General features: G+C 52.3%; 12 protein-coding genes and 1 pseudogene. 3 read left to right on the top strand and 10 right to left on the bottom strand.

Annotated features, from left to right (window positions below):
- Positions 1-22: 22 nt before the first annotated feature.
- Positions 23-478, top strand: a complete 456-nt coding sequence (locus OLG56_RS03360) for an HIT family protein (protein WP_001527932.1) — start codon at positions 23-25, stop codon at positions 476-478.
- 135 nt (positions 479-613) lie between these two features.
- Here OLG56_RS03360 and OLG56_RS03355 read toward each other — a convergent pair whose 3' ends face one another.
- The 10 genes and pseudogenes from OLG56_RS03355 to OLG56_RS03305 all read right to left on the bottom strand — a co-directional run bounded on the left by OLG56_RS03355 (position 614) and on the right by OLG56_RS03305 (position 14,561).
- Entirely contained in the window at positions 614-2,785 is a 2,172-nt protein-coding gene (locus tag OLG56_RS03355) for a YgiQ family radical SAM protein (RefSeq protein WP_001274469.1), read from the bottom strand.
- Between the two features lie 134 nt (positions 2,786-2,919).
- Positions 2,920-4,341 (bottom strand): DUF4459 domain-containing protein, encoded by a 1,422-nt coding sequence (locus OLG56_RS03350; protein WP_061377611.1) that lies wholly within the window; start codon positions 4,339-4,341, stop codon positions 2,920-2,922.
- 64 nt (positions 4,342-4,405) lie between these two features.
- Positions 4,406-5,830: a hypothetical protein gene (locus OLG56_RS03345; RefSeq protein ID WP_061377612.1), complete on the bottom strand. Its 1,425-nt coding sequence runs from the start codon at positions 5,828-5,830 to the stop codon at positions 4,406-4,408.
- Between the two features lie 15 nt (positions 5,831-5,845).
- Positions 5,846-6,751, bottom strand: a pseudogene (locus OLG56_RS22175) (hypothetical protein).
- Positions 6,752-7,450: 699 nt separating this feature from the next.
- Positions 7,451-8,341: a hypothetical protein gene (locus tag OLG56_RS03330; RefSeq protein WP_235596651.1), complete on the bottom strand. Its 891-nt coding sequence runs from the start codon at positions 8,339-8,341 to the stop codon at positions 7,451-7,453.
- 40 nt (positions 8,342-8,381) lie between these two features.
- A complete protein-coding gene (gene ftsP / locus OLG56_RS03325; RefSeq protein WP_000010650.1) occupies positions 8,382-9,794 on the bottom strand; it encodes a cell division protein FtsP in 1,413 nt (470 codons plus the stop codon).
- Positions 9,795-9,867: 73 nt separating this feature from the next.
- Complete coding sequence (gene plsC, locus OLG56_RS03320; protein WP_000965733.1) at positions 9,868-10,605, bottom strand: 1-acylglycerol-3-phosphate O-acyltransferase; 738 nt, start codon at positions 10,603-10,605, stop codon at positions 9,868-9,870.
- Positions 10,606-10,861: 256 nt separating this feature from the next.
- Complete coding sequence (parC, locus tag OLG56_RS03315; protein WP_001281853.1) at positions 10,862-13,120, bottom strand: DNA topoisomerase IV subunit A; 2,259 nt, start codon at positions 13,118-13,120, stop codon at positions 10,862-10,864.
- A gap of 110 nt (positions 13,121-13,230) precedes the next feature.
- Positions 13,231-14,097 carry an AraC family transcriptional regulator gene (locus tag OLG56_RS03310; protein ID WP_207011550.1) on the bottom strand — a complete coding sequence of 289 codons (867 nt, stop codon included), beginning with the start codon at positions 14,095-14,097 and terminating at the stop codon, positions 13,231-13,233.
- A 71-nt stretch (positions 14,098-14,168) separates the two neighbouring features.
- Complete coding sequence (locus OLG56_RS03305) at positions 14,169-14,561, bottom strand: YgiW/YdeI family stress tolerance OB fold protein (protein WP_000731552.1); 393 nt, start codon at positions 14,559-14,561, stop codon at positions 14,169-14,171.
- A 151-nt stretch (positions 14,562-14,712) separates the two neighbouring features.
- On the opposite strand from OLG56_RS03305, the gene qseB reads away from it, so the two are divergent.
- The gene (gene qseB / locus OLG56_RS03300; protein ID WP_001221574.1) at positions 14,713-15,372 is read left to right on the top strand and encodes a quorum sensing response regulator transcription factor QseB; all 660 of its coding nucleotides are present in this window, start codon (positions 14,713-14,715) and stop codon (positions 15,370-15,372) included.
- Entirely contained in the window at positions 15,369-16,718 is a 1,350-nt protein-coding gene (gene qseC / locus OLG56_RS03295) for a quorum sensing histidine kinase QseC (protein ID WP_000779333.1), read from the top strand. The genes qseB and qseC overlap by 4 nt, the downstream gene beginning before the upstream one ends.
- Positions 16,719-16,795 lie beyond the last annotated feature (77 nt).

Below are 16,795 nucleotides of genomic sequence, written 5' to 3'. Positions count from 1 at the left end.
CCTCGGTTAACGGAGAAATGGAATGACCTGCATTTTCTGTCAAATAGTTGAAGGTAAAGCACCTTGTCATAAAGTTTGGGAAGATGAGCATCACCTGGCTTTTTTGTCGATTTTTCCGAATACCGATGGGTTTACCGTAGTGATCCCGAAAAAACATTACCCCAGCTACGCGTTCGATCTACCGCCGCAGGCGTTAGCGGACCTGATGCTGGCGACCCAAAAAGTGGCGAAGAAACTGGATAAGGCTTTCCCGGATGTCAGTCGTACGGGAATGTTCTTCGAAGGTTTCGGCGTAGACCATGTGCACAGTAAATTAAGCCCCATGCACGGTACTGGCGATTTAACCCACTGGAAACCGATTGAATCGCGGCAGAATAAATTTTTCGAACAGTATGAAGGATATCTGTCGTCACACGATCATGAACGGGCGGATGATGAAAAACTGGCCGCGCTGGCGGCCAGAATTCGTGCGGCATAAATACGGAGCACTTCTGCCGGATGGCGTTCGGCCTGGGTCGATCTGTGGGCCTGATAAACACAGCGCCATCAGGCAAAATAATCGCTGGATCGCGGCTTCGCCTTATCCAGCCTGACAGGATACCTGTAAAACCGTTTAACGCCCCGCGCCTTTCCCGCGCTTCTTATTCGCAGCAAGCCCCTGCCGCTGATGTTCCACCGGCGTATGCTTGGTCAACGCCGGGCGCGTGTTGCGGTTCTGGCGACGCGCTTCGCGCATCTCTTCAATGGTCGGCGCAGGCACCAGACACTCACGGCGACCGCCAATCAAATGCTTTTTCCCCATCGCTTCCAGCGCCTGGCGAATCAGCGGCCAGTTCGCCGGATCGTGATAACGCAGCAGCGCCTTATGCAGGCGACGTTGCCTGTCTCCCTTCGGCACCACCACATCTTCACTCTTATAACCAATTTTACCCAGCGGGTTTTTGCCGGTGTAATACATGGTGGTCGAATTCGCCAACGGCGACGGGTAGAAGTTCTGCACCTGATCCAGACGGAAGCGGTGGCGCTTGAGCCACAGCGCCAGATTCACCATATCCTCGTCCCGCGTGCCCGGATGCGCGGAGATAAAATACGGGATCAGATACTGCTCTTTTCCGGCCTGTTTAGAGTAAAGGTCAAATAACTCTTTAAAGCGATCGTAGCTGCCCATACCCGGCTTCATCATTTTCGACAGCGGACCTTCTTCAGTATGCTCCGGCGCAATCTTCAGATAGCCGCCCACATGATGGCTTGCCAGCTCTTTAATGTAGCGAGGATCTTCTACAGCGATGTCGTAGCGCACGCCGGAGGCAATTAAGATTTTCTTAATGCCTTTCAGCTCACGGGCGCGGCGATAAAGATTGATCGTCGGCGTATGGTCAGTATCCATATGCGGACAGATATCCGGATAGACGCATGACAGGCGACGACAGGTCTGCTCCGCACGCGGCGACTTACAGCGCAGCATATACATGTTCGCGGTAGGACCGCCCAGATCGGAGATCACGCCGGTAAACCCCGGCACCGTGTCGCGGATCGCTTCGATCTCGTTGATAATAGAGTCTTCCGAGCGGCTCTGAATGATGCGCCCTTCATGTTCAGTGATCGAGCAGAAAGAGCAGCCGCCAAAGCAGCCGCGCATGATATTGATCGAAAAGCGGATCATCTCATAGGCCGGAATACGGGCATTGCCGTAAGCCGGGTGCGGCACACGCTGATACGGCAGCGCAAACACGCTATCCATCTCTTCAGTGGAGAGCGGTATGGCGGGTGGGTTGATCCAGACATAGCGGTCGCCGTGTTTTTGCATCAGCGCCCGCGCGCAGCCAGGGTTAGTTTCGTGATGCAGAATACGCGACGCATGGGCGTACAGCACCTTGTCGCCTTTCACCTTTTCAAAGGATGGCAGCAGGATATAGGTTTTTTCCCACGGCTTCGGACGCGGCGGCTGCACGGTAATCGCTTTAGCTTCCTGCTTTTTCGGCGCGACCGGCTTGTTATCCGCGCACGGCAGATCCTCGCCATAGGGATGGGGAATTGGATCGATTTTACCCGGCGTGTCCAGACGAGTGGAGTCGACGCCGCTCCAGCCAGGCAGAGCTTCTTTAACCATAATCGCAGTGTTACGCACGTCGCGAATCTGATCGATGGTTTCGCCCATTGCCAAACGGTGCGCCACTTCCACCAGCGGACGCTCGCCGTTGCCAAACATCAGCATGTCGGCTTTGGAATCGACTAACACTGAACGACGCACAGTATCAGACCAGTAGTCGTAATGCGCGGTACGACGCAGACTGGCCTCAATGCCGCCGAGGATCACCGGGACGTCTTTCCATGCTTCTTTGCAACGCTGGGTATAGACCAGCGTGGCGCGGTCCGGGCGTTTGCCCGCGACGTTATCCGGGGTGTAGGCGTCATCGTGGCGCAGCTTACGGTCAGCGGTGTAACGGTTGATCATCGAATCCATATTGCCAGCGGTCACGCCGAAGAACAGGTTCGGTTTACCCAGACGCATAAAGTCGTCTTTACTGTTCCAGTCCGGCTGGGCGATGATCCCCACGCGGAAGCCCTGCGCTTCCAGCATACGACCGCAAATCGCCATGCCGAAGCTCGGATGGTCGACGTAGGCGTCTCCGGTTACCAGAATAATGTCGCAGCTATCCCAGCCAAGTTGATCCATCTCTTCACGTGACATCGGCAAAAACGGCGCCGGCCCAAAGCAGGCGGCCCAGTACTGCGGCCAGGAGAAAAGGTCGCGATCCGGTTGGATCAGGGAGATAGCGCTCATATTGCTTCCAAAACGATTGGCAAAAAAATAATCAAAGGTCGGGGATTATAAGCCGGAATGGAAGATAAATCGAATTGATTGGTGAGGCTGCACTCTGTAGCGGGGCCGATTGCCTGCCCCGCCGGTTATCGTACTTATGGACGAGCAGGCATATCTGCTACTTTGATAATAGGATTTTGTTCTTCGAGCAAATTCAACAGTACCGGCGTGACATGATACATGGATTCTGCAATCATGACTTTCCCTCGCAGGGTGATTCTCTTCCCTATAAACCGTTGATAATAATTGTATTTTTCAGGAGGAAGAATGAGCTGGACATAGCGATCCCAGTCAGGTTGGTCCATCATGGCCCCTGCCACACACTGAAGGTTTATTGTTTTTAATTCGAGATCTTTATCCGAGTGTTGGCCTTGGTTATCTTCAATGACGTGCTCGCGTTTGACCATCATACCTTCCAGTTCAATCGTGTCACCCTCTTTGTTGCAGGAAGAATCAAAGTTCACATAAGTGAGAACATATTTCCCTTTCTTTTCATCAAACTCAAAAGTGGAATTGTAATAAATACCTAAAGGTTCGCTGTATAAAAAGGAGTAGCGCTTATAGCTCTCGATATCGCGTTGACAGTTTCCGCCGCCATTGATCATTAAGTCTCTGTATTTTTGCCATACTTTTTCTAAATTGATTGGCTGATCTGCGCCAGTCGTAAGGTATTCTGCCGTATTGTCCATGACATATTTGATATTATTCGCTTTCAGCGCCTCACAAAAATCGGTTGTGTTCTGAATATACAGCGCCTTTTTACGCTGTGACTCAGGAGAAAGCAGCTCTTTGAGGAGTTTGATATTACGATGTTCTGTCTTGGTAATGAGGTAATCAACGTTCGCATAGCGTGGGCGATACCACGGCTGCTGTCGGAAGTACCGATCCATCTCACCGCCCGGTCTGAAAATATAACCGTGGCGAGCATAAATCTCATTAAGCATAATTTTAAGATCGGCTATCGAGGTTGCCCTGGTTTGCACGCTTCTTACAGGAAGCCAGGTCCGCGAGGCTTCAGGAAATCGGCCTTCCAGCGTGATGTGCTCTATCTGCGGTGCGAAAGCAAGATAGCTGCCGTAATCCATCAGCGTTCCCTTTGTCCCCATAGGAATGAGCCCTTTTCTTTTAGGCGTCACGAGAAAATCGATACAGCGCATATGTTCACTTCCAGTAATCACCGAATGATCATTCTCTTGTTCAAAAAACTGGATGTCACACCACGGCGCGCCATACATCGTAGAAAAATCGTCAGGAACCACGCGCTGCCATTTTCGAACGTCGGGCAACTCAGCGTAAAATCCGAGCCACTCATCTGCAGTGGCGGTATAATCATCGTTTTCGCTGCCATAAAAGGGTTCGCGACTGTCACCGAAAAAGGTAAAGTCATTTAGTGTGTAGTCTGTGACCTTGCCCTGAAAATAGATTTTTTTATTTTCGAACTCAGGGCAGAATTTTAGTTCCGCATTAGCTGAGAAGATAAACAGGCACACAAATATAAATAAAAAACATTTTTTCATTATTTACCACTCCCTGTATTTCTATTAACAATCAATGTAATTTCAATTATCAGAGCACGGCATATCAGTCTAAATCGGCGCACTGCTGTGCTAATTTTATACGCGCATTGGTACGCCGCGTATCTTCTGGTGGATACACCTTATCGATCATTGCGTTAAGCTTGTTACAGTCCAACCAAGCCATCCGGTAGGCAGTCATCAGGCTATGTATTTCATCCTGGTAATCAAGGCTGGCTACAATAAGGGCTTCCGGCAACGCCGTATGTTGCTGTTGCATACTTTGCAGTATCCCCGCCAGAATATCCGGCGGCAGCGCGTCCTCTTTCGAGGCGGTATGCAATGTGCGTGAAATCAGGAAATTCCAGCCGTCCGTCAACTTATCCTGAGGGATGTGCTGCCAGTTCAGCATCTGCCCTTTCACCAACGCACGCAGCGTCTCGCCATCCGCATCACTAAACAGCGACGCCAGCAGATTTTTATTCGGATAAACTGATTGTCCCAGCACCTGCGGCGTCAGTTTTATCTGGGCAAGCAGCGCTTTAGTTTGCCCCTGCAACAAGAAATAATATGCGCGATACAGCGGATTTTGCGCTTCACGCCGCTGCCAGAAAAAGGCCAGAGTCTCTTTATCCTGAAGCTGTATCGCCCCCGAATAGGCTTCATCGGTGAGGAGATCGGGCATGACCCGTAGTAGAACGTCGGCCATCTCAAAAAAAGTCTGGCGAAATCCCTCAGGCTTAAAATGGGGCGTGGGGAGATATTCCAACGGATTTTGCTGCCGTACGATGGTGCGATTTGCCTGCGCCTGCTGAGAGTCGCCCGTGAGCTGCTCGCTAAAAATACGCACCGCAGTGATATTGCCACTCTCAAAAGCTGCAAAAAATGGCGCATTGACGAAATAGCCATCTTCCCGCGAAACACTAAAAGGCGATGCCACACGTGCAGTCAGAGCGCGCAAGTTTTTTTCTGATATGCCTGGCGCTTTTACCGCCTGAACCAGTGTCTGTTCCAACATACTGTTATCATGAATGCTCTCTAACTGGTCCAAGTCGCCTGCCTGAACCTGCCTGAGCAACTGCGCAATATTTTGCTGTTGCCATTGATGGCTAATAGCACGCCACAGCTCCGGCATCACCGGGCACAGCACCCCAATGAACACAATATGGCACAGTAGCCATGCGGGCCACGGCTTGCGCAGCCAGGTTCCCAGCAGCAGCGCGGGCAGCAAGCCCGCCCAACTCAGAATCGGCAACAGGAGCATCAACATCCATACCGTGCCTGTTTGGCTCAACAACTGGGTGTACTGCAACGTGAGTAACAGCAATACCACGACTGCCCACTGTGGTAGTAATACCCACAGCAAAATCTGTCGTCTGCGTTTTTTGGAAAACATCAGGATCAGCAGTGATGCCACCGCAGCGGCATACCCCCACGGTAGAATACAAAACATCAGCAGTTCAGAGCCAAGCCATCGATTAATATAATCCATTTACTATTCCTTTAGTCACTTCGCGACTGGACATAGCGCATTCAGCCGTTGCCGCGTATCGTTTCGTGCTTGTTCGCCCCCCGCCACTGAAGCATTCAACACCTCACGCAATTGCTCACAGGAAAGCCCAGCCTGTAAAAAAGCGGCAGGAAACGTCGGTGTCCAGGGAAGATAGTGGGCGATTTGCTCGTTGGATAACGCTTTCTGCGCTTGCATCGCCTTAATGATCTGTATCAGCAATGCGTTCTCTAACGCTCCACCACGCAGTCGCAATATGGCCTGATGCAGAGGCTCATTATTTCCGTCTTCCATTGCTCGTTTCCAGTCCACTACGTTTGCATCAATAAGCGACTGAATCATTACCAGATTGCCATTGCTCAGTATGAAAGTGAGCAGGTTTTCACGATCCCACCTCTCAATCGGCGGTGTGATCAATATTTCTGGATTATGGGTTACCTCGCTCATTAGCGGTTCCGTTTTGGCTAACAACACCATCGCTTCGAGCCTGCGCAGAGGAATAGTGGGCGGATGTTTCTGCCAAAAATAAGCAACCAACTCGGTGTTACGTTGGATAATGGGATAAATATAGACAGCATCATTCAACAGTTATGGCATAATATTCAGCAATAAATGACTAATTTCTAGCCTGTACTGCTCGCGATACTGTGACATATAGTTAGATTTATAAAGCGTCAGCAGTGGATTTTCTTTACGAGCGACAATGTTGCGATTCTCTCTGGCGGAAGATGTCTCGCCCACCAGTTGCTGGCTAAAAAAGCGTACTATCGGTACGTTATGTTGGCGAAGAGCGGTAACAAATGGCGTATAAAGAAATTCGGCATTCGGGATCGCCGCTTCAGGGCAAGATTCTGCCGCTGTCAAAAATGGCGAAATACCTCGTATTTTAGCCAGATAACGCAATAAATTTTCCGGTGTATCGCGGTGTTCTGCAGCCAGCGTCAAAACACTTGCCAATTGATAACAAGAGGCATCCTGCAAAACCTGAACATCCCCCTTCGCGCGCTCAAACAGTCGGGTAATTTTATAGTTATCCCAGTCTTCACCAATGTGGTGCCATAATCGCGGGCCGTCCATCACATAAACGAAAACGAACAAAAAAATAGTATGGGACACGATAGTTCCCAGAATAAAAAATGGAGACTCTCGACTAGAAAAAATAGCAATTATTATCGAGGGCATCAATCCTAATATCAATAAATATACGATATAAATATTTTTTGAATCGATCCAGAATAATCCTCCCCACAATATACAAACAACGCTCACCTGCGGAAGAACAACACGCAAAAAAACCCGCCGATAGCGCAAAGAATCAAATGCGCCGACAATTAACCTCAATAATACGACGCCATAAATCCCCCACGCGCTCATCAATATTACTGAATCCCACATCATCCACGCAAATGATTCAACCATAAAGCATCCTTACTTTCCATGCTCACTACCGAATTCAAATCTCTCGTTTCTATTTTCTGATAACACAGCGAGCTAAACGCACTAATAACTATAGCCAATACGATGATTGTATATATTGCCCAGCACGGTGGATATTATCATCAACAACAAATTCTATCCGTTTCCCAAATTCATTATTGCCCGTTATTTTTTCTGATGATAAAATACATCGAATTCAAACTGCCATGAGAAAGGTTTCGGTTTGTTGCTATTATCAAAGGCAACGGCTTGCGCATACAGTTCGTCCGTCAATAATTCCGGCACGACGCTAATCAAACTGGTACAAATATCTCGCGCAAAAAGTTGTTGTTGCAGAAAAGTTTGTTCATCAGCCATACTATCATTAAAAATACGATTCAGTAGGTCCAATAATGGATTGTTTTGTAAAAGCTGATACCGATATTGCTTTGCCTGTACAGAATCGCCAATAAACCAGGAGGCAAACGCCCCAACGGCAGGACGATTAAGCCGGTCGATGGCCAAAACCAACCAAATTTTTTCAGTTCCATCAGCAATATCAAAAGGGGAAATGCGTTTTGCGAGATGCTCAATCCGCCTATTCGTCCACCAATCCCCTGCGTTTTGCGACTGCATTGCTTGCGACATCAAATGATTTAAAAAAGAGCGGTCATCGGTCGTATCGATTTTTTGTAACAGCGTTTCTTCCGCCGCCTGCTGTGCCTGATAGGCATCGCGCCGATGATGCCTCTCGAGAATATCCCCTATGTGCGCTAACAACAGCAGCAATACGACCGCATGGCACCCGGCCCAAAGGTGGTGTGGTTGGCGTAATCGGTGGCTAAACAGTAGCGCCAGCAATAAACTAAGCCCCAGTATCCACCCTGCGCCAATCGGGAAGAAAAGCGTTTCATCACCCGCAGCAAACCATAGCAAAAGAACCAGCGTAATCTGTGGCAAAGCAATCCACAGCAACACGCGACGAGGCGTTTGGAACAAAAAAGCCAGGCAAATAACAATGAAGAACAGAATAAGATAGCCGCTGCAGTAAACATCCAGAACGTCAGCAGCCGCCATCCCTCCTCACTGATTCTCATCGAATATCACTGGTCCGCCTTTACGACGCCGGATTCACCAGCATTTGCCCAATCGAGCCGCGGTCGGCCATTTCCAGCGTCTGGCTATTGAAATAGAACGGGAAGTGCGGCCAGGACGGCTGACCGTAGTAGACCAGCAGTTCGACTTGCCCATCCACCCAGACGGTATCTTTCCAGCCTCTATCTTCCGGGAACGGCATAGCGCCGTTGACGTTACGAATCAGGAAAGAGACGCCCTCAATATGGAACGACTGCGGCATATCGGCGCGTACCGTCCAGCGCTCCCAGGTGCCTTGTTGGGCCGTAATATCAATGCGATTCACATCCCATAGTTGGCCGTTAATCCCCGGATCGTCACCAAGACTGATGTCCCGGCTGCGGACAGGCGCGCCGCTCATGATCTCCGTCGGCAACAGACGCATCGGAAGATTATCGGTCACCAGCGGCAGCAATCCGGTTGGTCGTAACGTCAGCACCAGGGTAGAAACCAGAATACTGGAAGGCTCAAAGAAACCGCGAATCCGATCGACTATGCTGGCCGCTTCCCCGCAGGTGATCGAGACTTCGTCGCCGTTGGTCATATCAACCAGGATTTCACGTCGCTCGCCGGGCGCCAGTGACAACTGTTTGACGGAAACCGGCGCAGGTAAAAAGCCCTGATCGCCTGAAATCACATGCAGCGCCCGGCCATCGCTCATCTGAAGCTGATAGCGCCGCGAGTTCGAGGCGTTCAACAACCGTAACCGCACCCAGCCGCGGGACACTTCGACATAGGGGCTTTGCGCGCCGTTCACCAGCAGCGTATCGCCGACAAAACCACCGCTTCCCGGTTCGCTGTACTCCGGCGTCCCAAAGTTATCCAGCCGTTTATCCTGGATAATGACGGGAAAATCATCCACGCCGTAATGGTTCGGAATGGGCAGCGTTTTACTGATGTCGTCTTCGACCAGCCACATTCCGGCCAGGCCGTTATACACCTGCTGCGCAGTACGGTTAGGCGTGTTAGCGTGATACCACAGCGTCGCGGCGCTCTGACGAATCGGCAACACCGGCGCCCAGTCCGCGTTCGGCGACATCATACGCGCCGGGCCACCCATCAGCGGCCCCGGCACCAGTAAACCAGCAACCGTCATGGAGACATTTTCCGCCAGGCGGTTGCTATAGATGAGTTTAACGTCATCGCCTTTCCAGACGCGGATTGTCGGCCCCAGATAACGACCGTTCACTCCCCAGACCGGCGCGCGCGTGCCTTGCGTAAAGGACCAGTGCGCTCGCTGTAGCGTCATAAACAACGGCTGCCCGCGACGGGACTCCAGCAACGGCGGAACAGGCAACGGCTGTTGCTGACCGGCAGCATTCGCCCTGAAGGGAATCGCGCCTGCACATAGTGCGATTCCCGATGCCTGAAGAAACTGACGCCGACTGAATGACATATAAGCTCCATGTAAAACAGGCTAAAGAGTTGTGCCTGAAAAAATGATTTCTACAATAACAGAGTAAGGCTGCTTAAACCTTACCGGTCGCTTCACGTTCCGCAACCTCTTTATCAAGTTCCGCGATTTTTTGCTCCATTAACGCACGGCAGTGGGCCGCCAGCTCGCGAACCTGATCTTTACCATATTCGCTGACGTCGACTGGCGGCAGCATTTCCACAATAACCAGTCCGTTGTTCAGGCGGTTTAGATTGACTTTGTTAGAGGTGTTGGAAACGCAGACAGGAATGATCGGCACACCAGCCGCGATAGCCGCATGAAACGCGCCGGTTTTAAACGGCAGCAGACCGCGTCCCCGGCTACGCGTACCTTCAGGGAACATCCAGATAGAAATACGGCGCTTTTTAAAATGGTTAACCACTGCCGCAATGGTGCTATGCGCTTTGGCGCGGTTATTACGGTCAATCAACAGATTACCGGTCAGCCAGTACAGTTGCCCAAAAAACGGGATCCAAAGCAGGCTTTTTTTCCCCACCGTCACCGTTGGCGGCTGCACAATATTCGACGCCGTGACCATATCATAATTATTCTGGTGGTTAGCGATATAGATAGCATTGCCATAGCTTTCCGCGTCGGCGGGTTTGCGGCACTCCACTTTCAGGCCAAACAGCGGGGCCAGACGACCGAACATATGTCCAAACGTCGCCACGTGTTTTGGGTTACGTGGGCTGAAAAGGCAGTAAATAGAACCGAAAACACAGACCAGAATGGAGTAAATAACGGTAACAATAAGACGAAAAATATATAGCATAACAACCTCTGAAGGCCTAAGAGCCCGGCATTCTACGTCACCTGAAATTCAGGTTAGGATTTTGGTAAGTGTGGCTCTCTGGAAAAACGTATTGTTAATCGCAATGCACGAATAAACAACGGTTTTACGGGAAATTTTAATGTTAATCCGATCTGAAACCGTAGGCCGGATAAGACGCTACTGCGTCGTCATCCGGCAACGGCAGAGCGCCGGATGGCGGCTTAAATGCCTTGTCCGGCCTACGGGTGCCCCTGTCTTACTCTTCGCTGTCGCCATGACTTACGCGATGCGGTGAATCAATCTCAATGCGATCGATACGCTGCAGGCCGCGCATTAATGTGCCACGGCGTCCGCGTTCGCCGACCACTTTCTGTAACTCTTCAGGGCGCAGTTTGATTTTGCGCTTCCCGACATGGATAGTCAGAGTGCTTTGTGGCGGCAGCACGTACAGGTGCGCCAGTCCATCATCGCCTTTCGCCGCTTCCGCAGAGGGGATATTAATGATCTTATTCCCTTTGCCTTTCGACAGCTGCGGCAGAGAGTCAACCGGGAACATCAACATCCGTCCGGCCTGGGTAATCGCCAGCAGCATATCGTGCTCGTCTTCAATCACCAGCGGCGGCATGACGTGCGCATTTTCCGGCAGTGTAATCAACGCTTTACCGGCACGGTTACGGGCAACCAGATCGTTAAACGTACAAACGAAGCCATAGCCCGCATCCGACGCCATCAGCAGTTTCTGGTCATCGCCTTCCATCAGCATATGCTCTACGGTCGCCCCCGGCGGCAGCGTGAGTTTGCCGGTCAGCGGTTCGCCCTGCCCGCGCGCCGACGGAAGCGTAATGGGATCAATAGCATAGCTGCGACCGGTGGTATCAATAAACACCACCGGTTGATTGCTCTTACCTTTCACCGCGGCTTTAAAGCTGTCGCCCGCTTTATAGTTAAGCCCCGGCGCATCAATATCATGACCTTTGGCGCTGCGCACCCAGCCCATCTGCGACAGCACGATAGTCACCGGTTCGGACGGCAGCATATCGTGTTCGCTCATCGCTTTAGCTTCTTCGCGCTCACGCAGCGGAGAACGGCGATCGTCGCCATAGGCATCGGAATCTGCCTGTAGCTCTTTTTTCAGCAAGGTATTCATTTTGCGTTCGGACGCGAGAATGCCCTGCAACTGGTCCCGCTCTTTTTCCAGCTCGTCCTGCTCACCGCGAATTTTCATCTCTTCCAGTTTGGCGAGATGACGCAGTTTCAGTTCGAGGATCGCTTCCGCCTGGGTTTCGCTGATGCCGAAACGCGACATCAGCGCGGGTTTCGGCTCATCCTCGTTACGGATAATCTCAATCACTTCGTCGATGTTGAGAAACGCCACCAGCAAACCTTCGAGGATATGCAGGCGCTTAAGCACTTTCTCCAGACGATAGTTCAGACGACGACGCACCGTGTCGCGGCGGAACGCCAGCCACTCGGTGAGGATCTCCAGCAGGTTTTTCACCGCCGGACGACCATCCAGACCGATCATGTTCAGGTTAATACGGTAGCTTTTTTCCAGATCGGTGGTGGCGAACAGATGGTTCATCACCTGTTCCATATCCACACGGTTGGAGCGCGGGACAATCACTAAACGCGTCGGGTTTTCGTGATCCGATTCATCGCGCAGATCGTCTACCATCGGCAGTTTTTTATTACGCATCTGCGCAGCAATCTGTTCCAGCACTTTCGCGCCAGACACCTGATGCGGCAGCGCGGAAATTACCACGGCGCCGTCTTCTTTGGTCCATACCGCGCGCATACGCACGGAGCCACGCCCGTTTTCGTAAATTTTACGAATTTCCGCACGTGGGGTAATGATCTCCGCTTCGGTCGGGTAATCCGGCCCCTGGACGATATCCAGCAACTGATCCAGCGTCGTTTTCGGCTGCTCAATCAGCGTAATCGCCGCTTTCGCCACTTCGCGCAGGTTGTGCGGCGGGATATCTGTTGCCATGCCCACCGCAATACCGGTGGTGCCGTTCAGCAGGATGTTCGGCAGACGCGCCGGTAACATTTTCGGTTCCTGCATCGTGCCGTCGAAGTTTGGCACCCAGTCCGCCGTCCCCTGCCCCAGCTCGCTTAACAGCAGCTCGGCGTATTTGGACAGGCGAGATTCGGTATAACGCATTGCCGCGAATGACTTCGGATCATCCGGCGCGCCCCAGTTCCCCTGGCCATCGACCAGCGGGTAACGGTAAGAGAACGGCTGCGCCATCAGCACCATGGCTTCATAGCAGGCGCTGTCGCCATGCGGGTGATACTTACCCAGTACGTCACCAACGGTACGGGCGGATTTTTTAAATTTAGCGCTGGCGTTCAGCCCCAGCTCTGACATCGCATAGACGATGCGGCGCTGTACCGGCTTCAGGCCGTCGCCAATAAACGGCAACGCACGATCCATGATCACGTACATGGAGTAGTTTAAGTAGGCGTTTTCCGTAAATTCATGTAGCGCAAGGCGCTCTGCCATATCGCTCATTAACAGGGGATCCTCAATCTGCATGCTGACCGTTCGGACGGCAATATTGCCGCAGATAATACCCTATCTCACGGTCTGAGTCACAAACCGTGAGCCAGGTGACGAGGAAGTTAACGAAGCGGCAGATAGATATCCGTCAGCAGCTCATGTTCCGCCACCTCATTGACGAAATTCAGGTACTGGAAGAAGACCGGAAAATCGCGCAGCGTCTCGCCGCTGGCCGGTAGCCATTCGCGGAATAAATACCACACGCTCTCCGGGAGGCTGTCGAGCGATCCCTGATGGCGTACCACCGCGCAGCGCCCGCCAAGAATCTCGCTATTCACCACGCCAACGTCATTTTCGGCTATCGGCTGGTGGACGCTGCCGCAGATATCAAAGCGGAATTGATCCGGCGGCGTCGTCTGCGGGTCGTGCCAGGCAATACCAAAAGTTTGACTGCTGGCAATCGGCGACTGCCCCGTTTCGCGCCGCCATGCAATAAATTTCGCCGCGCTGGCGTTGACCTTATCCGGATGCCCCAGATGCGTCAGCATCGCGACGCGGGTAGGTGGAAATTCAACAATTTTTACGTCCATGACATGCTGCTCCTGTAACGCAAGTTTAGGAACGCGTTGGTGCCAGGCCAGCCAGTCCGGCGATTGCCGAAACCGGCGCGGGCTTTGACCAAACGCGGTTTTGAAAGCACGTGTGAACGACTCCGGATTCTGAAACCCGGCATCCAGCGCGATATCGATAACTTTATCCTGCGGGTTAAACGCCAGCCGCCATGACGCGCGGCGCAAACGCAACCACTGGATATAGCGATAGAGCGGAAGCCCGCTCCAGGTGGTAAACTGCCGGTGAAAATGAAACGGCGAGCTGTGCGCCATCCGGCTTAACACCTCAAGCGACAGAGGCTCATCCAGATGACGCTCAATGTGGTCGCAAACGCGCCGCAGACGTTCGGAATAAGCCGCGCTGATCAGGTCATTCATCACTGCCTCCTTGTGGCCTATTCTGCCCACCGGGCGGCTGTGAATCCTGACCGATCTTGCGCAATGTGGGATTACGGATTCACTTTACGAATCTGTTTTACGTCGATTTCGACAGAGTTCCAGTCTTTATCCACTTCACCCTGAATTTCAACGGTATCCTGCGGGGTTACGGTCAGGCCGTTCCAACGCTTGTGGTCAATATCCACATTGATAGTACCGGTCGCATCTTTAAACACATACAGGTCGTCGGAAATGCGCTCGACGATATTCCCGCGCAGCGTTACCCACGCATCGTCACGCAGCGATTTAGCGCTCTCTACCGTCGTGCTGCTGCCGTTCGGGCCGACAAATCCGCCGCCTTGCGTTTGCGTCGCCGACGGGCCGGAGAAACCGCCCTGCTGAGCCGCCAGAACCGGGGTAGAACACAGTGCCATAACGGCAACGATTGCAGCTAATTTTTTCATGATTACTTTTCCCTTTCATGTCGTTTCAGATCCATTTAATAAGGTAATCCTTAACAACTTCTTAAGGCAAAAAAAGAATCTTTTTTTCTGTACATCGCCTGCGGCGACAAGGTTAACTGACGGTAACGCGAGTTACCGCAAGGAAGAACAGATGCGAATTTTACTGGTAGAAGATGACACACTTATTGGCGATGGCATAAAAGCGGGCCTGAGTAAAATGGGTTTCAGCGTCGACTGGTTTACCGAGGGACGTCCGGGCAAAGAGGCGCTTTACAGCGCGCCTTATGATGCGGTTATTTTAGATTTGACGCTGCCAGGCATGGACGGACGGGATATTTTGCGCGAATGGCGCGAAAAGGGTAAACAGGAACCGGTCCTGATCCTGACGGCGCGCGACGCGTTAGCAGAGCGCGTCGAGGGGCTACGTCTGGGCGCCGATGACTATTTATGTAAACCTTTCGCGCTCATTGAGGTCGCCGCCCGTCTGGAGGCGCTGGTACGCCGCGCCAGCGGTCAGGCCAGTAGCGAATTGCGCCACGGCCAGGTGACGCTCAATCCAGGCAATCTCGTCGCAACGCTTGCCGGCGAACCGCTGGCCCTAAAACCAAAAGAGTTCGCGTTGCTGGAACTCTTACTGCGCAACAAAGGTCGCGTGCTGCCGCGCAAGCTTATTGAAGAGAAGCTGTATAACTGGGATGACGACGTGTCCAGCAATGCAGTGGAAGTCCATGTTCATCATTTACGCCGCAAGCTCGGCAGTGAATTTATTCGCACCGTACACGGCATCGGCTATACCCTGGGTGACGCATGAAATTGACGCAACGTCTCAGCCTGCGCGTCAGGCTGACGCTTATTTTTCTGATTCTGGTCTCCATCACCTGGGCAATCTCCAGTTTTGTGGCCTGGAGAAAGACGACGGATAATGTCGACGAGCTGTTTGACACACAGTTGATGTTGTTCGCCAGACGGCTTAGCACCCTCGATCTTAACGAGATCAATGCCCCGCAGCGCATGGCGCATACGCCAAAGAAATTAAAACATGGGCATATCGATGACGATGCGCTGGCATTCGCCATCTTTTCCGCTGACGGCAAAATGTTGCTGCATGATGGCGACAACGGCCAGGATATTCCGTATCGCTATCGCCGCGAAGGTTTCGACAATGGCTATCTGAAGGATGACAACGATCTCTGGCGTTTTTTGTGGTTGAACTCGGCGGACGGTAAGTATCGTATCGTCGTCGGTCAGGAGTGGGATTACCGCGAAGATATGGCGCTGGCGATCGTGGCGGCGCAATTAACGCCGTGGCTGCTCGCCCTTCCCTTCATGCTACTGATTTTATTACTCCTGCTTCACCGCGAGCTCAGACCGTTGAAAAAACTGGCGCAGGCGCTGCGCTTCCGGTCGCCGGAATCGGAAACGCCGCTCGACGCCAAAGGCGTACCGAGCGAGGTTCGCCCACTGGTCGAAGCGCTTAATCAGCTTTTTAGCCGCATCCACTCCATGATGGTGCGCGAACGGCGATTTACCTCCGACGCTGCCCATGAATTGCGCAGCCCGCTGGCCGCGCTGAAAGTACAAACCGAGGTGGCGCAGCTCTCGGGCGACGATCCGCTATCGCGTGATAAAGCGCTGACCCAGCTCCATGCGGGGATCGATCGCGCCACGCGGCTGGTCGATCAGCTACTGACGTTATCGCGTCTCGACTCGCTCAATAATTTGCAGGATGTAGCGGAGATTTCGCTGGAAGAGCTGCTGCAGTCCGCGGTAATGGATATTTATCATCCGGCGCAGCAGGCGAATATCGACGTGCGTTTACAGCTTAACGCCCATGACGTCATACGTACCGGCCAGCCGCTACTCTTAAGCCTGTTAGTGCGTAACCTGCTGGATAATGCGATTCGCTACAGTCCGCAGGGCAGCGTCGTCGACGTTACCTTACATGCCCGCAGCTTCACCGTCAGAGATAATGGCCCCGGCGTAGCGCCAGAGATTCTGACGCATATCGGCGAGCGTTTTTACCGCCCGCCAGGCCAAAGTGTGACCGGTAGCGGTCTGGGATTATCAATCGTCCGTCGCATCGCTACGCTGCACGGCATGACGGTGTCGTTTGGCAACGCCGCGGAAGGTGGATTTGAGGCCGTAGTAAGTTGGTAACAGAGACTTTTGCCAAAAATGCAAAAGACTTTGCACATTTTGCTAATTTCACCGCACCGCCCGTCAGCGTAGAATCA

The sequence above is a fragment of the Salmonella sp. 2018103 genome, from assembly GCF_026247685.1.
GTDB classification, from domain to species: domain Bacteria; phylum Pseudomonadota; class Gammaproteobacteria; order Enterobacterales; family Enterobacteriaceae; genus Salmonella; species Salmonella enterica.
This window is presented reverse-complemented; position numbering and strand designations above follow the sequence as displayed.